This is a genomic window from Streptomyces flavidovirens DSM 40150 (assembly GCF_000429085.1).
Lineage (GTDB): Bacteria > Actinomycetota > Actinomycetes > Streptomycetales > Streptomycetaceae > Streptomyces > Streptomyces flavidovirens.
Window position 1 is genome coordinate 1 of record NZ_AUBE01000022.1, and the last position, 18,919, is coordinate 18,919.

Genomic DNA, 18,919 nt, shown 5'->3' on the forward strand with positions numbered 1-18,919 from the left:
CTACCGCCAGCACCTCGTCGAACATGCCGCCGCCCTCGGCATCGACATGGAAATCACCACCCGCACCCCCGGGACCAGGGGTTTCACCCCCATCCCGAAGCGGTGGGCGGTCGAGCGGACCTACGGCTGGCTCATGCTCCACCGCCGCCTGGCCCGCGACTACGAAACCCACCCACACCGCTCCGAAGCCATGATCCACCTCGCCATGACCGACCTCATGGCCCGCCGCCTCACCGGCGAGAACACCATCTCCTGGCGCGACCCGACACCAGCACATCAAAGCCGCATCCCAGGATGAAACAACAGGATGAAACGACCTCTAAGGCACGGCAGCGCCACGGAGTGGCGCCGAGACGGGGGGCGAATCGATTAAGGGCAACGGTGTCATCCTCCGAGGGCCCGCTCGGGGAAATGGCGCAGACCGAAGCTGGCGCCGCGCGGGGGATCCGTCTCGCCTCTACGTGGCGGCGGTCACCTGGTGGTCTACGGCCATCACCCCGGCGGTATCGATCCGGTCATGGCGCGGAGGCCCCCGATGACGGTCCGGACGTCTCTCGTGCATTCTGACGTGCCTGAAGGCGAACCGCTCGATCAGCTCCTGGGCCGTCCCCTCGACGGGCTTAGCCCTTTGGCAATTCGCCGCATCGTCACGGACGAAGAACGGGTTAGCGTGGCCGCCCACGCCACCTTGTTCCGTGCAGAGGCTCGGCAACGCCTCCACCGGCCGATATCGCGGGGACAGGCGGCCGTAGTGGGTGGTGTCCCAGCGGTCGGTGTTGCGGTGGCCTGGAGGTCACATTGCCGCGCACCTTGCCCGCGGCCAGGCCGACGACCAGCTTGCGCATGTCGGATCCCCACAACCCTTCACACGGCTCGCCCGCCAATGCCGGAGGACGGCAAGCGCTGGGCCACCGAGACGGCATGGGGCCTCAGGAAGCGTCGGGCTACAACAGTCCCGGACCACTCCCCGCGTCCCCCTGATTGCTAGAAGGCAGCCCTGTCCTCCCTGACGATCCATCAGCAAAGTCAGCATTGGGTCAGCATTAGGTCTGCCAAACCCGCTTACAGACGACCACACTGTGGACCGTCGCCCGTCTGTGACGGAGCCCCTGCCCGGAGGCAGTCAACCGATTCCGCTTATCGATCACGAGGATATGCACCGCCCCACCGGTCAGACACCCGGCGTTTCGCAACACCACAGGTCAGCGCACCCTTCCCCTCGGTTTCAGCGCCACGGGCGGGAGTTCAGGAGCTGGTAGGCGGACCCCCGCATAACCCTCCACTTCCCCGAAGCGGGAGCCCTTCACCCAGTCCTCGCGGGCCTCTGCGATATCCTCGTGGGACCGCCCGATGAAGTTCCACCACATGACGAGTTCCTCCTCGAAGGGTTCACCTCCCAGGAGCATCAGGCCCGCGTCGGAGTCGGCGCGCAGGGGGAGTTCGGTTCGGCCGCAGCCGAGGTAGAGCATCGAGCCGGGGAGTACGGGCACGCCGTCGACGTGCGCCTCGCCGGACATGGAGAGGACGGCGTACTCGAAGTCGGGGTCGAGCGGCAGGCGGGTCTCGGCGCCACGGGCCAGCGCGAGGTCCGCGCCGACGATCGGCGTGTACGTCGTACCGGGCGACGCGGCGCCGTCGAGTGACCCGAGGATGACGGTGGCGGTGAGACCGGGCGCGGTGACGGCCGGGAGGTCCGCGTGGTGCTGGAAGTGCGGCTCGGTGTCGCGGTGGCCCTCGGGCAGGGCTACCCACAGTTGAGCGCCGTGCAGAAAGCGCGCGTGCGGTTCCGGGCTCTCCTCGGAGTGGCTGATCGCCCGGCCCGAGGTCATGAGGCCCAATTCGCGCGGCCGGATGGTCTGGAGGCTGCCCAGGCTGTCGCGGTGCAGGACTTCGCCCTCATGGAGCCAGCTGACGGTCTGCAGACCGAAGTGGGGGTGCGGCGCGACCTGCATGCCGGGCTCGTCGGCGATGTCGTCGGGGCCGTAGTGGTCGACGAAACACCACGCGCCAATCATGCGGCGGCCCAGGTTCGGCAGCAGCCTGCGGACCCGTGTCGACTCGCCGAGCTGAACCTTGCGGGCGGTGAGGAGTTCACGTACCGGCTCCGCCACGACGAAGCCTCGGCCGCCGCATACAGAGGGAACGGCCTGGCGCTCGAGATTGCTCATGGCGCCCAACCTATTCCTGTGCGCGGTTGGGCCGTCAGTGCTCCGGGCCGGTGAGGTAGACAAATGGTGGAATGTTCAATTACTTGGGTGCGTTGAGGTGGTGTGCGGGCCCGCCCTTGGAGCCGCCGACAGGAGGGTCCGATGACCGGGCAGGCGAACGTGAACGACACCTACTACAGCCACGGCACCGCCGCCGACCGCTGGGCACGGGCGCACCTTTTCTTCGACGCCAAGGAGTACGACAAGGCCGCCCGCGTCCTGACCGGCCTGGTCGACGAGGTCCCCGAGCAGCTCGCGCCGCGCCTGCTGCTCGCCCGCTCGTACTACCACTCCGCCCAGCTGGGCAAAGCGGAGACCGAGCTGCGCTCCATCGTGGAGCGCAACCCGGTCGAGCACTACGCGCGGCTGATGCTGGGCCGCACATTGGAGCGGCAGGGCCGCGGCAGCGAGGCGGCGGCGCATCTGCGCTTGGCCGCCGCGCTGTCCGGAGACTTCCCCGACTAGGCGAGCGCGGGGACGCCGACGGGGACAGGAGTGGGTGCGGGGGTGGGAGTAGGGGTGAGGGTGGGGGTGGGTGCGTGGGCCGGTGCGGGGGACGGAGCCGTGGCGGGCTCCGGTGCGGGGGCCGGCTGGCCCTTGGCGTCGCCCACGCCCGGAACGGGCGGGCACGGCACCAGCGGGCTGTTGCGCGCGTCGGCCACGCGCCGCGTGAACCACACGACCTTGCCGTCGGCAGTGCCGCAGGTTCCCCAGCTGTCGCACAGCCGGGCGACAACGGCGAGGCCGCCCCCGCCCGCGGAGACGAGGCGCGGCATCGGAGGGCCGTTGTCGGCCACCGAAGCCGTGAGATGTCTGCCGGTCCAGCGCAGTTCGACCACGCACCGGTTGTCGTCGCCGACATGCCGGTGGACATTGGTCAGAAGTTCCTCGACACCCCTGCACACCGGCTGGATGTGCAGCTCGAGATTCCAGTGCCGCAGGTGTGCGGCCACAATGCGCCGGATCTGCGAGACGCGCTCCGCCGATACGTGCAGTTCGACCGCGTAATACCGGCCGCTGGGAAGTGTCATGGCCGTGGCTCCTTACCGCGAGGCCCACATGCTTCACCTCGTTGCAGCAACGACCCCCGAACACGAAGAGTGAGCGATAGTCACCATTGGGTCATGGCCATCTTGGCTCCCGGAAGCGCGAACCGCAACCGGTGCGGCTCAAGGCCGGGGCGGCGCGGCTGAATCCGTATGCCGTACAGCGGTTACTCCGACTGCCGGGCTCCGCCGACTTGCGCGACAGCGACAAATGGGGTTGTTTCGAAGAAAGTGCGGACGTGGTTTCTGTCTCCCCTGGTTTGGGGGTGAACCACTGTGCTGTTCACCGACCGCGCCGACGCGGGACAGCGGCTCGCGGTGGCCCTGCGGCACCTTGAGGGGGAAAAGCCCGTCGTGCTGGGCCTGCCACGGGGCGGAATTCCGGTGGCCTTCGAAGTGGCGCGGGCGCTCGGCGCCCCCCTGGATGTGGTCGTCGTACGCAAACTCGGTGTCCCGTACCACCGGGAGCTGGGCTTCGGCGCCATCGGCGAGGGCGGGGCACGGGTCATCAGCGACGACATCGTCCGCCGCAGCGGGGTCGGGCCCGACGAGGTCGCGGCGGTCGAACGCGCCGAGGAGGCGGAGCTCGAACGGCGGGCGCTGCGGTTCCGCCGCGACCGGCCGCGGCTGCCGCTCGACGGGCGGACGGTCGTCGTGGTCGACGACGGGATCGCGACCGGGGCCACGGCGGCGGCCGCGTGCGAGGTCGTACGGGCGCAGGGCGCGGCCCGCGTGGTACTGGCCGTTCCGGTGGCGGCGCCCGATGCCGTCGCCCGGCTGAGCAGTCAGGTGGACGACGTCGTGTGTCTGTCCGTGCCGCCCATGTTCCGCGCGGTCGGCGAGTGGTACGAGAACTTCACGCAGACCTCCGACGAGGAAGTCGTCGCGCTGCTGGCACAGGCCGCCGGGCGGGCGGGGCACCCGGCCACGGAGGAGGTCGAGGTGGACGCCGGCGGGGTCCGGCTCGCCGGCGATCTCACCATGCCCGAGGGCGCTGACGCGGTCGTGATGTTCGCCCACGGCTCGGGCAGCAGCCGCCACAGCCCGCGCAACCGGTCGGTGGCCACCGCCTTGAACCGCGCGGGACTCGGCACTCTGCTCTTCGACCTGCTCACGACCGCGGAGGAAGCCCGCCGGGCGAACGTCTTCGACATCGAAACCCTGGCCGGGCGGCTCGGGGACGCCACCCGCTGGCTGCGGCGGCGCGAGTCCGTCCCGATCGGCTACTTCGGGGCGAGCACCGGAGCGGCGGCAGCGCTGTGGGCCGCCGCGTCCGCCGCGTCCGCCGGTACGCAGCCGGACGCGTCCACGGGTACGGGCGTCGGCGCCGTCGTGTCGCGCGGCGGCCGGCCCGACCTGGCGCGGCCGCGACTGGGCGACGTACGCGCGCCCACGCTGCTCATCGTGGGCGGGCACGACACGCTGGTGCTCGACCTCAACCGGCAGGCCCAGGCGGAGCTGCGCTGTGAGAACCGCCTCGAAGTCGTCGCGGGTGCCACGCACTTGTTCGAGGAACCGGGGGCCCTGGAGGAGGTCGCCGACCTCGCTCGGGACTGGTTCGTCACGCATCTGGGGGCGGGGGCGGCGCGGGCCGGGTAGCCGGGTTGCCGGCTACCGCATCACCTGGCGTTACGCCGTCAACACCACTTTGCCCTCGGTCTCGCGCGCTTCCAGCGCGGCGTGCGCGTCAGCGGCCCGCTCCAGCGGAAACCGGGTGATCAGCGGGACGAGGCGGCCCGCCGCCGCCTCGTCCAGGGCCCGGGCAGCCAGTTCGCGCCGACCGCCGGCCGGGACCATATTCGGCCCGATCGCCCAGGTCGCCGTAAGCTGCCGCTCGACCAGGTCGCGCGTCGTGATCGCGGTCGGCTCCCCCGCGGCCCACCCGTGCAGCAGGAACCGCCCACCGGGGCCCAGCAGTTCCAGGGCCTGGCGGCCGAGCCGACCGCCCACGCCGTCGAGAACCACGCTCACCTCACGGCCGTCCAGCGCCTCACGGACGTGGGCGGGCCAGTCGGCGTCGCGGTAGTCGATGGCGATGCCGGCGCCGAGCGTACGGACGCGTCCCACCTTCGCGGGGCCTCCGGCCGCTCCCACGACGACGGCGCCGGCGTGGCGTGCCGCCTGCATGAACAGGCTGCCGAGGCCGCCTGCCGCCGACATCACCAACCCCACGTCGTGGGAGGTGAGTTGTGCTACCGCGAGCACGCCCTGGGCCGTGGCGCCGGTCGTGATCACCGCTACGGCGGCTTCGGCGTCCAGTCCGCCGGGCGTGACGGGGAGGGCCGGCGGCTCATGGGGGCCGACGGCGAGGCCGCGGCGCAGAGTGGTCTCGATCAGGTGAACTCCGCCGGGCTGTACGTCGATTCGCACCTCTCCTTCGGCCGGGACCGGCTCCGGGACCTCTTCGTAGGTCAGGTTCCCGGCGGGGCCGAAAGCGTGCAGCCGTATCGCGTGCATGTCATACGCTCCTGAACTGGTTCTCCGGCGCGGAGTTGCCGGGGTCAGGGATCACGGTTGAACCTCAACCGCGCTTGGGGTCAAGAGAACAGTTTCCGAGGGTCCCGGACTGTCCGTCCGGGCCGACGACGTTCCGGGAGCGAGACGTGGCCGCATTCGAAATCGGCGTGGCGAGCGCCGACGACATCGCCCTGCTGGGCGACTGGGCCGACGCCGAAGGCTGGAATCCGGGCCTCGGCGACGGCTGCGCCTTCTTCGCCACCGACCCGCAGGGCTTCCTGATGGGCCGGCTCGACGGCGTGCCCGCGGCCTGCGTCTCGGTCGTGCGTTACGGCCCCGATTTCGGCTTCCTGGGCCTCTACATCACCCGCCCGCCGCTGCGCGGCCAGGGCTACGGCATCCAGCTTTGGCGGGCCGGGATGGCGCGCCTCGACGGGCGCAATGTCGGGCTCGACGGCGTGGTGGAACAGCAGGACAACTACCGCAAGTCCGGCTTCCGGTCCGCCTGGAACAACATCCGGTACGAAGGGATCCCGACCGGCGACGCCCCGGCGCCCGCCGGCGTCACCCTCGTGGACGCCCGGGCCCTGCCGTTCACGCGACTGGCCGCGTACGACCGCCGGTTCTTCCCGGCGGCCCGCGACCACTTCCTGGCGTCCTGGATCACCGCCCCCCAACGCACCGCGCTGGCGGCGGTCCGCGACGGGGAACTGCGGGGCTTCGCCGTCCTGCGCGCCTGCCGCGCGGCCTCGCGCATCGGCCCGCTCTACGCCGAGTCGCCCGAGGTGGCCGCCGCACTGGTCAGCGCACTCGGGGTCACGACCCCGGGCGAGCCGGTGGCGATCGACGTACCGGAGACCCACCCCGAAGCCGGGCGCCTCGTGGAACAGCTCGGCCTGACGCCTTCGTTCGAGACCGCACGGATGTACACGGGCCCCGTCCCGCCGATCGACCGCTCAGGCCTGTTCGGGATCACGAGCCCCGAACTGGGCTGACGCCCGTGCTTCCGGCGTACCGCCGCTCGACGGCACACCATGCGCGTGGCGGAGATTCTGCCGGGCGGTTTCGACCACGGGCGCGCTCTTCTCGCCGCCCGCCGTCATGAAGGGCGGCTCCCCTCTCGGCGGGCGTGGCCGGCCGGGGTGGCGCCCCCGGTCACGGCCGCAGCCGCGGCGTGGCACGCGCCGCGGCCGTCGGCGCGGGCGACGATCCGGCCCCCTTCGATACGGACGGCCGCCTCGGTGCCGTCGCTCACGGCCGGTACGCCGGCCGACCGCGCGAGGACTCCGGACGCGTCGTACACCACTTGGAGTCGCGGCCACGCCGACGGCGGGAACGCCCGGCGCAGGCAGCCGCAGAGGCCGGCGACGGCCAGCCGGGCCAGCGGCAGCAGCTCGGCCGGTTCGCCGGTGACCAGAACGGCGGTGACCGTGGCCCCGGCGGGCGCTGCCCGTACCGCTTCCTCTGCCGCTTCGAGCCGGTGCAGCCCGAGGATCGCCACCACGCCGTCATCCGCCAGGCGCGCCGGTGTCCCGCGTACGGCGTCCGTCGCGGGCGGCGGGGACCAGGGCTCGTCGGCCGGGCGTGCGCGCGGGATGTAGGGCAGGTGCGGCGGGGGCCAGGCGTCGCGCAGGTCGAGGCCCGCCAGCCGCTCGCAGGCGCTGACGACGTTGAAGGGTTCGAGGAAGCCCGGCGCGGCGTCGGCCATCTGACTCGCGCCGTGCAGCGTCGTGAGGACGGCCTCCGCCGTACGCACCAGGCGGGCGGGCGGCGCACCGGACGGCCGCAGCTCCTCCAGGGCCAGGCCGAGCAGGATCGCGTCCAGCTTCATCAACTGCGCGAACGGCCGCCGGATCCGCTCCTCGGAAAGCACTTCGGACATCAGGTGTCTGCCCAGGCGGGGCGACCCGTGCCGGTCACCGGTGTCGGCGTCGACGAGCGGCAGCTCACCGGCCCAGGCGCGGGCGAGCGCGCCGAGTGCCTCGGGGGCGGTGCGGCCGGGCTCGGGGTGCCACGGCTCGTGGTCGCGCTCGGCGAGGTCGGCCAGTACGGCGAAGTACAGCGCCCGCTTGCCGGGGAAGTTGGAGTACACCGCACCGCGGGTCAGTCCGGCGCGCTCGGCGATGGCGTCCACCTTCGCTCCGGGGAAACCGCGTTCGGTGAACTCGTTCCTGGCCGCGTCGAGCACCCTGGCGCGGTTGTGCTCCTGCAGCTCCGCCCTGCTGAGCCGGCCCATGGTCCTCACTTGCCTGCGCGTTGCCGTCCGTGTCGGTTCAAGATACCGTCGGGCATTCAAATGCTCACGTCATATGGTTTGAACATTCGAATGCGGATGAGTGAGGGCGTTTCCGAGTGGCGCGTATCGGTGACAGCGGTGACCTGCTGAAGTGCACGTTCTGCGGGAAGAGCCAGAAGCAGGTCGGGAAACTAATCGCGGGCCCCGGCGGGATCTGCATCTGCGACGAATGTGTGGGCCTGTGCAACGAACTCATCACGGAGGAAGCGGACGGTCCCGGCGGGGGCGGGCCCAAGGAGCTGCCGACGCCGCGGGAGATCCACGCCTTCCTCGACCAGTACGTCGTCGGGCAGGACGGCGCCAAGAAGGCGCTCGCGGTCGCGGTCCACAACCACTACAAGCGCGTCGGCGCTGCCGCGGCGGCCGGCGGACGCGGCGGGCAGGGCAGGCAGGGCGGCGGACCGGGCGGGCAGGGCGGACAGGAGGCGGTCGAGCTGGGCAAGTCCAACGTCCTATTGCTCGGCCCCACCGGATGCGGCAAGACGTACCTCGTCCAGACCCTCGCCCGGATGCTCGACGTCCCGTTCGCGACCGCCGACGCGACGGCACTGACGGAGGCCGGGTACGTCGGCGAGGACGTCGAGAACATCCTGCTCAAGCTGATCCAGGCCGCCGACTTCGACGTGAGGAAGGCCGAGACCGGAATCGTCTACATCGACGAGATCGACAAGATCGCCCGGAAGAGCGAGAACCCGTCGATCACGCGCGACGTCAGCGGCGAGGGCGTACAGCAGGCACTCCTGAAGATCCTCGAAGGCACGACCGCGAGCGTGCCGCCTCAGGGCGGCCGCAAGCACCCGCAGCAGGAGTTCGTCCCCTTCGACACGAGCAACGTGCTCTTCATCGTCGGCGGGGCCTTCGCCGGTCTGGAGCGGATCATCGAGCAGCGGGCCGGCGCGCGGGGCATCGGGTTCGGCGCGGCGGTCGCGGCCGCCGATGAGGACCGGGAGGAACAGGACTCCTTCGCCCGGGTCACGCCTCAGGACCTGCTGAAGTTCGGTTTGATCCCGGAGATCGTCGGCCGGCTCCCGGTCATGACGGCCGTGCGGCCGCTCGGCCGGGCCTCGTTGGTACGGATCCTCACCGAGCCGCGCAACGCGCTGATCCAGCAGTACCAGCGGCTGTTCGAAATGGACGGCGTGGAGCTGGAGTTCACCGAGGACGCCCTCGGCGCGATCGCCGACCAGGCGCTGCTGCGCCGTACCGGCGCCCGGGCGGCGCGCACGATCCTCGAAGAGCTCCTGCTCAATGTGATGTACGAGGTGCCGAGCCGGGACGACGTGGCCCGCGTCGTCGTCGACCGCGAGACCGTGCTGGGAAACGTCGCCCCGGCACTGGTACCGCACGCGCGGCCCGGCCGCGAACCGGACAGGGACCAGGGCCGGGGCGGGTGAGTCGGCGGGGCTGTGCCCTTCAGGCTTGCCGCCCGCGCGGGTCCTTGCTCCTGCTCCTGCTCCTGCTCCTGCTCCATGAGGATGAAACCGGGCCCCTTGCGCTGCGATGGCTGACGCCTGCACGGAGGCGATCGGCAAGGGTGGCAGGTGCTCCGTCGGCCACCCCCGCGGGAAACCTCCAGAGAGGCAGGGCGTACCACCATGCTCAGCACCGACTTCGTCACCGGGTCCCCCAACTGGCTGGACCTCGGCAGTCCCGACACGGCGGCCGCCGCCGCCTTCTACGGCAGTGTCTTCGACTGGGACTTCCTGTCGGCAGGCCCCGAGGCGGGCGGGTACGGCTTCTTCCAGCGGGACGGCAAGACGGTCGCCGCCCTGGGGCCGCTCACCGAGGAGGGGGCCAGTTCCGCCTGGACGGTGTACTTCCAGACGCCCGACGCGGATGCCACGGTGAAGGCGACCGAACAGAACGGCGGCGCCGTCCGCGTCGAGGCGTTCGATGTCATGAACGCCGGCCGGATGGCCTGTCTCACCGACCCGGGCGGCGCGGAGTTCGCCGTATGGCAGCCGACCGCGGTCAAGGGGCTGGAGATGACCTCCGACGACAACTCCCTGTGCTGGGCCGAGCTGCACATCGGCGATTCGGCGGCCGCCCTGCGCTTCTACGGCTCGCTGTTCGGGTGGCGGTCACAGGAGATGGAGACGCCGGGCATGACGTACACCGTGCTTTCCACCGCCGAAGGCGACCAGCAGGACGCCTCGTTCGGCGGTGTCACTCCGCTCCGGAGCGCCTCGGAGGAGTCGCGCTGGATTCCGTACTTCGCGGTGCGGGACGTGGACGGGATCGCTGCCAAGGCGCAGGGGAACGGCGGATCGGTCGTCATGCCCGCCGCGGACATCCCCGACGTCGGCAGGATCGCCTGGCTCGCGGACTCCTTCGGCGCGACCTTCGCCGTCCTCAAGCCCGCGCCGCCGGCCTGACCCGGCCTGACTCAGCCTGACCCGGCCTGGCTCAGCCCGACCCGGCCTGGCGCCCGAAACGTGGGATCGCCGTGGGCCGGGCACCGGGCACGGCGCCGGCCGCGACCCGCCGCACGGAGAACGGGGTGCCCGGTCCCGGCGGTCGTTTCCGCGGGACCGGGCACCCCGAGGGTGCGCTACCTGACGCTGACGTTCTCCGCCTGCGGCCCCTTGGGTCCCTGCGTGACGTCGAATTCCACCTTGTCGCCCTCCTGGAGCTCCTTGAAGCCCGTGGACTGGATGGCGGAGAAGTGGACGAACACGTCAGGGCCGCCCCCGTCCTGCTCGATGAACCCGAAGCCCTTGTCCGCGTTGAACCACTTCACAGTGCCTGTTGCCATCAGTTCGTTCCTTTGTTCCGTTGTTCCGTGCCACGGCCCGGCCATCGCCGCGCCGGCCGCAGTCATGTCGCAACTGCGGCTCCTGCACCTTGCCATCCCGACCCGGCTTCCCAATCGTCCTGTTTTCCGTGTCGGTGGAACTCCGCCCGACTCGCCGGGCGGCCCGGCGAAAATCAGACGGTCGCGTCGTCCCGGACGCCGCTCCCTCGCACCGCGCACTCAGCCGCGGTACGTCTCCAGGAGCCGCAGCCACACCTCGCTGATCGTCGGGTACGCCGGGACCGCGTGCCACAGGCGGGGGATCGGGACCTCGCCCGCCACCGCCACCGTCGCCGAGTGCAGCAGTTCGGCGACGCCCGGGCCGACGAAGGTGGCGCCGAGTACGGTCTCGCGGTCCAGGTCCACGACCATGCGGGCGCGGCCCCGGTAGCCGTCGGCGTACAGGCCGGAACCCGAGACCGACGCCATGTCGTAGTCGACCGCCCGCACCCGGTGCCCCGCCGCCTCGGCCTGCGCGAGGGTGAGGCCGACCGCCGCCGCCTCGGGGTCGGTGAAGACCACCTGGGGCACGGCGGCGTGGTCGGCGGTGGCGGAGTGGACGCCCCAGCGGGCGGTGTCCAGGGGCTCGCCCTGGGCCCTCGCGGCGATGGCGGCGCCCGCGACGCGTGCCTGGTACTTGCCCTCGTGGGTCATCAGCGCCCGGTGGTTGACGTCGCCCACGGCGTACAGCCAGTCGTTGCCCTCGACGCGGCAGGTTTCGTCGACCTTCAGCCAGGAGCCGGGCTTCAGGCCGACCGTGTCGAGGCCGATGTCGTCGGTGCGCGGGGCGCGGCCGGTGGCGAAGAGGATCTCGTCGGCCTCGATGCGTTCCCCGCCTTCGAGGACGACGGTGACCGGGCCGCTGCCGCCCTCGCGTCGCTCCACAGCGGCGACGGAGATTCCGGTGCGTACGGTGGCACCGGCTTCCGTGAGGGCCTCGGCGACCAGCTCGCCCGCGAAGGGCTCCATCTTGGCCAGCAGGCCCTGTCCGCGTACGAGCACGGTGACCCGTGAGCCGAGTGCCTGCCAGGCCGTGGCCATCTCCACGGCGACCACTCCCCCACCGACGACCACGAGCCGGCCGGGCACCTTTCCGGAGCTGGTCGCCTCACGGCTGGTCCAGGGGTTCGCCCCGGCCGCCCCCGGCAGGTCGGGCACGACGGCGCGGCTGCCGGTGCACACCGCCACCGCGTGCCGCGCCGTGAGGGTGTACGGCTCGCCCGACGGGGCCTCGACGGCGACCGTTCTGGGGCCCGCGAGCCGGCCCCTGCCCCGGTGGATGTCCACTCCGATGGACTCCAGCCAGCTCACCTGGCCGTCGTCCTTCCAGTTCGACGCGTAGTAGTCGCGGTGCGCGAACACCTCGGCCACGTCCAGCGGGCCCCGCACCGACTCGCGCAGTCCCGGCACGCGGCGCGCGTCGGCGCGGGCTGTCACCGGGCGCAGCAGCGCCTTGCTCGGCATGCAGGCCCAGTAGGAACACTCGCCGCCGATCAGTTCGTTCTCCACCACCGCCGCCGTCAGTCCGGCCGCGCGGGCCCGGTCCGCCACGTTCTCGCCGACCGGCCCGGCCCCGACCACTACAACGTCGTACTCCGCCGCCGCGTCCGCCGTGTCTGCCGTGTCTGCCGTGTCCACTGCATTCGTCATACGGGCAGTCTGGTCGGGGGTGTGCGCCGTGGCCAGCCGGGCAGGCGGAATATCGCGAGCCCGCATGCCGTTGTGCGGGACGGCTTCGCCCGTTATGCCAGGAAGAGGAGCACACCATGTCCACCGTCGAGCTCACCAAGGAAAATTTCGATCAGGTCGTGTCCGACAACGACTTCATCGTGATTGATTTTTGGGCTTCCTGGTGCGGTCCCTGCCGGCAGTTCGCACCCGTCTTCGAGAGCGCGTCCGAACGTCACGACGATCTGGTCTTCGCCAAGGTCGACACCGAGGCTCAGCAGGAGCTGGCCGCCGCCTTCGAGATCCGCTCGATTCCGACGCTGATGATCGTGCGCGAGAACGTGGCGGTGTTCGCCCAGCCCGGCGCGCTGCCCGAGGCGGCGCTGGAGGATGTCATCGGGCAGGCCCGTCAGCTCGACATGGACGAGGTCCGCAGGTCCGTCGAGGAGGCGAAGGCCGCTCAGGGCACACAGGACACGCAGGGCACGCAGGACGCGCGGGAAGCGGGTTAGGCGGAGCAGCAGGCAGAGCGGGGAGCGAGGGCCCGGCGGCCGTGTGCGGTGCGGCCGGGCCCTTTCGCGTACCCGCGGCGTGTTTCTAGAAGGGGTGACCCGCCGGTTCGCGGCGTACCGTCGTCCAGCGCGTTTCGGTGAAGGCCTCCAGGTTCGCCTCGCCGCCGAAGCGCGCACCCGTGCCGGAGGCCGCGACTCCGCCGAAGGGCGCGACCGCCTCGTCGTTCACCGTCTGGTCGTTGATGTGGACGATGCCGGTGGGGATACGGTCCGCGAGCTGCACTCCGAGTGCGGTGTCGCGGGTGACGATGCCCAGGGAGAGACCGTACGGGCTCGCCGAGGCCAGGGCCACGGCCTCCTCCAGGGTGGTGAAGGAACGGACCGGCGCGACCGGGCCGAACACCTCCTCGGCGTACGCCGGAGTGTCGTCGTCGACGCCCGCGAGCACGGTCGGCCGGTAGAAGAGGCCGCGGTGCGTGCCGCCCGCCGCGAGCTTCGCGCCGCTCGCCGTGCTGGCCTCCACCAGGCCGTGGATCTTGGCCAGTTGGGAAGCGTCGATGATCGGACCGAGTTGCACCTGCTCGCGGTGCGGGTCGCCGACGGCCAGGGATTCGGCCTTGGCGGCGAGCCGTTCGACGTACTCGTCGTAGAGCGAGGCGTGCACGAGGTGACGGCCCGTGGTCATGCAGATCTGGCCCTGGTGGAAGAAGGATCCCCAGGACGCCTGGGCGACGGCGCCTTCGAGGTCGGCGTCCTCCAGCACGACGAGGGCGGAGTTGCCGCCCAGTTCGAGGTGGGCGCGCTTCAGCGCGCGCCCCGCGGCCTCGCCCACCGCGCGGCCGGCCGCCGTGGAACCCGTGAAGGAGACGACCGGGACGGCCGGGTCGCGGACGAGCGCCTGCCCGGCTTCCGGGCCGCCCGGCAGGACGTGCAGCAGCCCCTCCGGCAGTCCCGCCTCGGCGAATACGGCGGCCAGTGCGAGGCCGCCGCAGACCGCGGTACGGGGGTCGGGCTTCAGCACGACGCCGTTGCCGAGCGCGAGAGCGGGGGCGACCGAGCGTATGGACAGGATCAGCGGGGCGTTGAACGGTGCGATGACGCCGACCACCCCGGCCGGCACCCGCCGCGTGTACGAGAGCCGTGGCGCTTCGCTGGGCAGCACCTGTCCCTCGGGGCGGGAAGCGAGCGCGGCGGCCTCGTAGCACTCCTGGGCGGCGACGTGCAGCTCGAAGTCGGCCTTGCCGGGTATGGACCCCGATTCCCGTACGAGCCATTCCCGCAGCTCGTCGGCGTGCGTGGCGAACAGGTCACCGGCACGGCGGAGCACAGCGGCCCGCACGAAGTGGGGTGTGCAAGCCCATGCCGCCTGCACGGCCCCGGCCGTCCGCGCGGCCGTGCCGACGTCGTCCGCGGTGGCGAGCGTGACGCGGCCGAGCGTTTCCCCCGTAGCCGGCTCGACGACGTCCGACTCACCGCCCGTGAGCCGGACGGGCTGCCAGGTCTTGGGGTCGAGCAGGGGCATGTCGAGCAGGGGCATGCGGATGCTCCAGTCAGAGAGGAAGTCCCGTGTAGTTCGCGGCCAGTTCCGCGGCGGCGGGCCGGGAGGCAGCGAGGCGGTGCAGCCTTGCGAGATGCACTCGACTGTCGAACGCGCTCTCGCTTGGTTGACTGTGCAACATCGTAGTCATGTCGTACGAGAAACGGGTGGCTTGCCACACACGCCGCAGACACAAGTCCGAATAGGAGTCGAGGAGTTCGCCGGAACCGGTGCGGTGGTGGTGCTCGAAGGCGCGGGCGAGGATACGTACGTCCGACACCGCCAGGTTGAGCCCCTTGGCCCCGGTGGGCGGCACGATGTGCGCCGCGTCCCCAGCCAGGAAGACGCGACCGTAGCGCATCGGCTCGGTGACGTAACTGCGCATCGGGGTAACCGATTTCGAGGTGACCGGACCGCGCGCCAGGCTCCAGTCGCCGTCGACCGCGAAGCGCCGGTCGAGTTCGTCCCAGATCCGGTCGTCGGACCAGTCGGCGGGGTCGGTGCCGTTGGGGGCCTGGAGGTAGAGGCGCGAGACGGTGGGCGAGCGCATGCTGTGCAGCGCGAAGCCGCCCTCGCCGCGCGCGTAGATCAACTCGTCGCAGGACGGCGGGACATCGGCGAGGATGCCCAGCCAGGAGTAGGGGTACGTGCGCTCGTACGTACGCCGGACCTCGTCCGGGACCGCGGCGCGCGTGATGCCGTGGAAGCCGTCGCAGCCGACGACGTAGTCGCAGTCGAGGGTCTGTTCGCGGCCTTCGTGGGTGAAGCGGACGACGGGGTGGTCGGACTCCGGCTTCTCGACGGCGAGCGCCTGCGCCTCGAAGAGGAGGGGCGGGCCTTGGGCGAGCTGGAGTGCGACGAGGTCCTTGACGACCTCGGTCTGGGCGTACACCGTCACCGACCGGCCGTCGGCCAGCTCGGGGAAGCCGATGCGGTGGCTCTGCCGGTCGAAGCGCAGCTCGATGCCGTGGTGCACGAGCCCTTCGGCGTCCATGCGGTCGCCGGCGCCGCAGGCGCGCAGCGCGTCGACCGTGCCCTGTTCGAGGATTCCGGCGCGCTGGCGCTGTTCGACGTACGCGCGGGTCCTGTTCTCCAGGACGACGCAGTCGATGCCCGCGTGGTGCAGCAGCCGGGCGAGGAGGAGACCGGCGGGGCCCGCTCCGATGATTCCCACAGTGGTGCGCATCCGGTCAGCGCTCCAGTACGAGTGCGAGGCCCTGGCCGACACCGATGCACAGCGCGGCCAGGCCCGTGCCCGAGCCGGCGGCGGCGAGCTGGTGGGCGACGGATCCGGCGAGGCGGGCGCCGGAGGCACCGAGCGGGTGGCCGATGGCGATGGCGCCGCCGCGCGGGTTGACGACGGCGGGGTCGAGGTCCGGCCATTCGGCGAGGCAGCCGAGCGACTGGGCGGCGAACGCCTCGTTCAGTTCGAAGGTGGTGAGGTCGGCGAAGGACCTGCCGGCCTTGGCGAGCGCACGCTGGACCGCCTCGACCGGGCCGAGGCCGAAGAGCTGCGGTTCGATGCCGGTGACGGCGGAGGTGCGGATACGGGCGAGCGGCTCGCGGCCGGTGGCGCGCAGGCCCTCCTCGTCGACGATCAGGAGTGCGGCGGCGCCGTCGTTGAGCGGCGAGGCGTTGCCCGCCGTGACACTGCCGGTCGTGCGGAAGACGGGCTTCAGCTTGGCGAGGGCCGCCATGGTGGAACCCTCGCGGATGCACTCGTCACGGGTCAGGTCCACGCCGTCGTACGGGACGACCTCGTCGGCATACAGGCCGTCCGACCACGCCTTCGCTGCTTTCTGGTGGCTGGCGAGGGCGAAGGCGTCCTGCTGCTCACGGGTGATGCCGTGCTTGTCCGCGATGAGCTCCGCGCCCTCGCCGAGCGGTACGGTCCACTCGTCGGGCATCCGCGGGTTGGTCATGCGCCAGCCGAGCGTGGTCGAGTGCAGCTCCTGGTGCCCGGCGGGGAAGGCACGCTCGGGCTTCTGGAGCACCCAGGGGGCGCGGGACATGGATTCCACGCCGCCGGCGATGGCGACGGAGGCGTCCCCGAGGGCGACGGCGCGGGCCGCCTGGATGACGGCCTCCAGGCCTGAACCGCACAGGCGGTTGACGGTGACGCCGGGGACGGAGACGGGGAGCCCGGCGAGCAGCACGGCCATGCGGGCGACGTCCCTGTTGTCCTCGCCGGCGCCGTTGGCGTCGCCGAAGTAGACGTCGTCGATCCTGGCCGGGTCGAGGCCGGGGGCGCGGGCGACGAGCGACTTGACGACGTGGGCGGCGAGGTCGTCCGGGCGTACGGAGGAGAGGGCACCTCCGAACTTGCCGATCGGGGTGCGGACGGCGTCGACGATGTAGACGTCGCGGATGCTCATCGGGTCTCTCCCGGAGTCGTAGCGTGCGCGGGGTGCGGTGGGGCGGTGCGGCGGTGCGGTGCGCGGTGCTGGCTGGTGGCTGTTGCCTGGTCGTTGTTGCCTGGTCGTTGCTGCCTGGTCGGTGTTCGCAGAATGAACTATCGTTCACATCTGACTCGCCCTGAGTCTCTGCCGAGCGCCGTCCGGTGTCAACGGCCTGCCAGGAGGAATCCCATGTCCAGCGCCGAATCTGTCGGGCCCCTGGAGCGCGGCCTCACCGTGCTGCGTGCCCTGTCCGCGCCCGGCGCCGACGACCGGATGCGCAACAGTGATCTCGTACGGTCGACGGGCCTGGCCCGCTCCACGGTCGACCGGGTGGTGTCCACGCTCGACCGGCTCGGCCTGGCGCGCAGCGACGGGCGCGAGGTCGCGCTCGCGCCCCGGCTGATGGAGCTGCCCGGCGCGTACCTGACGGCGTGCGGGATTCCAGCGGCGCTCGGGCCGGCGGCCGAGCGGCTCGCGGACGAGTTCGACGAGTCGGTGTCGGTGGCGGTGCCGGACGACGGCGTCGCGGGAGTGCGGTTCGTACTCCAGACGACGCGGCAGCGGACCATGTCACTGGCCTTCCGGATCGGCGACCTGCTGCCCGCCGAGCGGTGCGCACCCGGGGCGCTGTTCGCGGCGGAGTGGGACGCGGACGGGTGGCGGGCGTGGCGTGGGCGGCGCGACGCGGATCCGCTGGACGCGGGGTTCGCGGCGGTGCCGCCGCTGAGCCGCCCGCTCGACGCGGACGCCTTCGAACAGCGGGCGGCCCGGGCGGGCGTGGACGGCTGGGCGGGCGACGACCAACTGATCGAGCCGGGCCTTGTGGCGGTCGCCGTGCCCGTACGCGACGGGGCGGGCCGGACGGTGTGCGCGGTGAGCGTGGTCAGCCACACCAGCAGGCACACCCTGGAGTCGCTGCGGGAGACCGTACTGCCCCGGCTGCTCGCCGTACAGGGCGAGTTGGAGGCGGCGCTGACGGCGCCACGCCCCGCGCCGGAGGCCGCGCCCGTACGGGACACCTCGCTGGAGGCCAAGCGCGAGCTGGGGCCGGACTTTCTGCAGTCCCTGGCGCGCGGGCTGGCCGTCCTCGGCTCGCTCGGCGCCGACCGGGGCGACGGGATGGCGCTCACGGCGGTCGCCGATGCGACCGGGCTGGCCAGGGCGACGGCACGGCGCTCGCTGCTCACACTGGAGGAGCTGGGGTACGTCGCCTCGGAAAGGCGCCGGTGGCGGCTGCTGCCGCGCGTGCTCGAACTGGGCTGTGCGCGGCTGTCCGAGCTGGGGCTCGCGGAGATCGCTCAGCCGCATCTGATGGCGCTGGTACGGCGCGTGCACGAGTCGGCGTCGCTGGCGGTGCTCGACGGCGCCGACATCCGGTACGTGGCGCGCGTCCCCACGGTGCGCATCATGAGCGTCAACATCACGGTGGGTACGCGCTTTCCGGCGTACGCCACGTCGATGGGCCGGGTGCTGCTCGCGGGCCTGACGCGGGACGAGCGGCCGCCGCTGCCGGAGGCGTTGCCCGCGCTGACCCGCCGTACCGTGACCTCCCCGGCCGAGCTGGAGCGGATCGTCGAGCGGGCCGCGGCCGAGGGATACGCCCTGGTGGACGAGGAGCTGGAGGAGGGCCTGCGCTCGCTGGCCGTGCCGGTGCGGGACGGGTACGGCCGTGTGGTGGCGGCGGTGAATGTGGCCCGGCACGCGGGGGACGGTGCGCCGGACGAGATGCGGGAGGCGTTGTTGCCGGCGCTGCGGGAGGCGGCGGCGCTGATCGAGGCGGACCTGCGGGCACTGGGCACGCCGGGTCGGCGGCGGTCGCTGTGACCCGGAGGAAGCGGGCGGCCGTGGCCCTGCGGGGCTTTTCCCCACCCCGCCCCTTCCCGACTGGGGCTCCGCCCCAGACCCCGCTCCTCAAACGCCGGAGGGGCTGGATGGTTGCGGCAAGGGTCTGGGGCGGAGCCCCTCACGCGGCGGAGCCGCACAATGTCACAGCGGGGAGGGGC

Annotated in this window: 17 protein-coding genes; 8 read left to right on the plus strand and 9 right to left on the minus strand. The window is 71.9% G+C overall.

Translation table 11 applies throughout. From position 1 onward, the window contains the following. On the plus strand, positions 1-298 hold a 298-nt coding region (locus G412_RS0124105), incomplete at its 5' end, for an IS5/IS1182 family transposase (protein ID WP_028814333.1). Between the two features lie 904 nt (positions 299-1,202). Here G412_RS0124105 and G412_RS0124115 read toward each other — a convergent pair. Then, positions 1,203-2,168 carry a pirin family protein gene (locus tag G412_RS0124115; protein WP_028814335.1) on the minus strand — a complete coding sequence of 322 codons (966 nt, stop codon included), beginning with the start codon at positions 2,166-2,168 and terminating at the stop codon, positions 1,203-1,205. Between the two features lie 159 nt (positions 2,169-2,327). Between G412_RS0124115 and G412_RS0124120 the strand changes: the two genes are divergently transcribed. After that, the gene (locus tag G412_RS0124120) at positions 2,328-2,672 is read left to right on the plus strand and encodes a tetratricopeptide repeat protein (RefSeq protein ID WP_028814336.1); all 345 of its coding nucleotides are present in this window, start codon (positions 2,328-2,330) and stop codon (positions 2,670-2,672) included. Here G412_RS0124120 and G412_RS35740 read toward each other — a convergent pair. After that, positions 2,669-3,238: an ATP-binding protein gene (locus G412_RS35740; RefSeq protein WP_051338577.1), complete on the minus strand. Its 570-nt coding sequence runs from the start codon at positions 3,236-3,238 to the stop codon at positions 2,669-2,671. The two genes, G412_RS0124120 and G412_RS35740, sit on opposite strands and share 4 nt — an antisense overlap. Before the next feature lie 291 nt (positions 3,239-3,529). On the opposite strand from G412_RS35740, the gene G412_RS0124130 reads away from it, so the two are divergent. Beyond that, positions 3,530-4,852, plus strand: coding sequence for a phosphoribosyltransferase family protein (locus G412_RS0124130; protein WP_028814337.1), 1,323 nt, complete (start codon positions 3,530-3,532; stop codon positions 4,850-4,852). Between the two features lie 30 nt (positions 4,853-4,882). Here the strand turns inward: G412_RS0124130 and G412_RS0124135 are convergent, their stop codons facing one another. After that, the gene (locus tag G412_RS0124135) at positions 4,883-5,710 is read right to left on the minus strand and encodes a zinc-binding dehydrogenase (RefSeq protein WP_028814338.1); all 828 of its coding nucleotides are present in this window, start codon (positions 5,708-5,710) and stop codon (positions 4,883-4,885) included. 146 nt (positions 5,711-5,856) lie between these two features. Here G412_RS0124135 and G412_RS0124140 point away from each other — a divergent pair, with 146 nt between their 5' ends. After that, the gene (locus tag G412_RS0124140; RefSeq protein ID WP_028814339.1) at positions 5,857-6,705 is read left to right on the plus strand and encodes a GNAT family N-acetyltransferase; all 849 of its coding nucleotides are present in this window, start codon (positions 5,857-5,859) and stop codon (positions 6,703-6,705) included. Positions 6,706-6,809: 104 nt separating this feature from the next. Here G412_RS0124140 and G412_RS35745 read toward each other — a convergent pair whose 3' ends face one another. Continuing rightward, positions 6,810-7,946 carry a TetR/AcrR family transcriptional regulator gene (locus G412_RS35745; RefSeq protein ID WP_051338578.1) on the minus strand — a complete coding sequence of 379 codons (1,137 nt, stop codon included), beginning with the start codon at positions 7,944-7,946 and terminating at the stop codon, positions 6,810-6,812. Between the two features lie 116 nt (positions 7,947-8,062). Here G412_RS35745 and clpX point away from each other — a divergent pair, with 116 nt between their 5' ends. Together clpX and G412_RS0124155 are read left to right on the plus strand one after the other, a co-directional pair. Next, complete coding sequence (clpX, locus tag G412_RS0124150) at positions 8,063-9,400, plus strand: ATP-dependent Clp protease ATP-binding subunit ClpX (RefSeq protein WP_028814340.1); 1,338 nt, start codon at positions 8,063-8,065, stop codon at positions 9,398-9,400. A gap of 201 nt (positions 9,401-9,601) precedes the next feature. Beyond that, on the plus strand, positions 9,602-10,381 hold the full coding sequence (locus tag G412_RS0124155; RefSeq protein WP_028814341.1) for a VOC family protein: 780 nt from the start codon (positions 9,602-9,604) through the stop codon (positions 10,379-10,381). 176 nt (positions 10,382-10,557) lie between these two features. Here the strand turns inward: G412_RS0124155 and G412_RS0124160 are convergent, their stop codons facing one another. Both G412_RS0124160 and G412_RS0124165 read right to left on the minus strand, forming a co-directional pair. Then, a complete protein-coding gene (locus G412_RS0124160; RefSeq protein ID WP_028814342.1) occupies positions 10,558-10,761 on the minus strand; it encodes a cold-shock protein in 204 nt (67 codons plus the stop codon). Positions 10,762-10,980: 219 nt separating this feature from the next. After that, positions 10,981-12,450 (minus strand): dihydrolipoyl dehydrogenase family protein, encoded by a 1,470-nt coding sequence (locus tag G412_RS0124165; protein WP_078607318.1) that lies wholly within the window; start codon positions 12,448-12,450, stop codon positions 10,981-10,983. Positions 12,451-12,566: 116 nt separating this feature from the next. Here G412_RS0124165 and trxA point away from each other — a divergent pair, with 116 nt between their 5' ends. Continuing rightward, complete coding sequence (trxA, locus tag G412_RS0124170; RefSeq protein WP_028814344.1) at positions 12,567-12,980, plus strand: thioredoxin; 414 nt, start codon at positions 12,567-12,569, stop codon at positions 12,978-12,980. Positions 12,981-13,065: 85 nt separating this feature from the next. On the opposite strand, the gene G412_RS0124175 is transcribed toward trxA, so the two are convergent. Genes G412_RS0124175 through G412_RS0124185 form a run of 3 tightly spaced genes read right to left on the minus strand, consistent with a single transcriptional unit; the run spans position 13,066 to position 16,892 of the window. Continuing rightward, positions 13,066-14,502 carry a benzaldehyde dehydrogenase gene (locus G412_RS0124175; protein WP_028814345.1) on the minus strand — a complete coding sequence of 479 codons (1,437 nt, stop codon included), beginning with the start codon at positions 14,500-14,502 and terminating at the stop codon, positions 13,066-13,068. Positions 14,503-14,530: 28 nt separating this feature from the next. Next, entirely contained in the window at positions 14,531-15,703 is a 1,173-nt protein-coding gene (locus G412_RS0124180; protein ID WP_028814346.1) for a 4-hydroxybenzoate 3-monooxygenase, read from the minus strand. A 4-nt stretch (positions 15,704-15,707) separates the two neighbouring features. Beyond that, entirely contained in the window at positions 15,708-16,892 is a 1,185-nt protein-coding gene (locus G412_RS0124185) for a thiolase family protein (protein ID WP_028814347.1), read from the minus strand. Positions 16,893-17,105: 213 nt separating this feature from the next. On the opposite strand from G412_RS0124185, the gene G412_RS35750 reads away from it, so the two are divergent. Beyond that, positions 17,106-18,740: an IclR family transcriptional regulator domain-containing protein gene (locus tag G412_RS35750; protein ID WP_037649720.1), complete on the plus strand. Its 1,635-nt coding sequence runs from the start codon at positions 17,106-17,108 to the stop codon at positions 18,738-18,740. Positions 18,741-18,919 lie beyond the last annotated feature (179 nt).

What these genes read in the sequence shown, in the direction of transcription:
- G412_RS0124115 (WP_028814335.1), bottom strand. Translation starts at nt 2,168, where the DNA reads ATGAGCAATCTCGAGCGCCAGGCCGTTCCCTCTGTATGCGGCGGCCGA.
- G412_RS35740 (WP_051338577.1), bottom strand. Translation starts at nt 3,238, where the DNA reads ATGACACTTCCCAGCGGCCGGTATTACGCGGTCGAACTGCACGTATCG.
- G412_RS0124135 (WP_028814338.1), bottom strand. Translation starts at nt 5,710, where the DNA reads ATGCACGCGATACGGCTGCACGCTTTCGGCCCCGCCGGGAACCTGACC.
- G412_RS35745 (WP_051338578.1), bottom strand. Translation starts at nt 7,946, where the DNA reads ATGGGCCGGCTCAGCAGGGCGGAGCTGCAGGAGCACAACCGCGCCAGG.
- G412_RS0124155 (WP_028814341.1), top strand. Translation starts at nt 9,602, where the DNA reads ATGCTCAGCACCGACTTCGTCACCGGGTCCCCCAACTGGCTGGACCTC.
- G412_RS0124160 (WP_028814342.1), bottom strand. Translation starts at nt 10,761, where the DNA reads ATGGCAACAGGCACTGTGAAGTGGTTCAACGCGGACAAGGGCTTCGGG.
- G412_RS0124165 (WP_078607318.1), bottom strand. Translation starts at nt 12,450, where the DNA reads ATGACGAATGCAGTGGACACGGCAGACACGGCAGACACGGCGGACGCG.
- trxA (WP_028814344.1), top strand. Translation starts at nt 12,567, where the DNA reads ATGTCCACCGTCGAGCTCACCAAGGAAAATTTCGATCAGGTCGTGTCC.
- G412_RS0124175 (WP_028814345.1), bottom strand. Translation starts at nt 14,502, where the DNA reads ATGCCCCTGCTCGACCCCAAGACCTGGCAGCCCGTCCGGCTCACGGGC.
- G412_RS0124180 (WP_028814346.1), bottom strand. Translation starts at nt 15,703, where the DNA reads ATGCGCACCACTGTGGGAATCATCGGAGCGGGCCCCGCCGGTCTCCTC.
- G412_RS0124185 (WP_028814347.1), bottom strand. Translation starts at nt 16,892, where the DNA reads ATGAGCATCCGCGACGTCTACATCGTCGACGCCGTCCGCACCCCGATC.
- G412_RS35750 (WP_037649720.1), top strand. Translation starts at nt 17,106, where the DNA reads ATGTCCAGCGCCGAATCTGTCGGGCCCCTGGAGCGCGGCCTCACCGTG.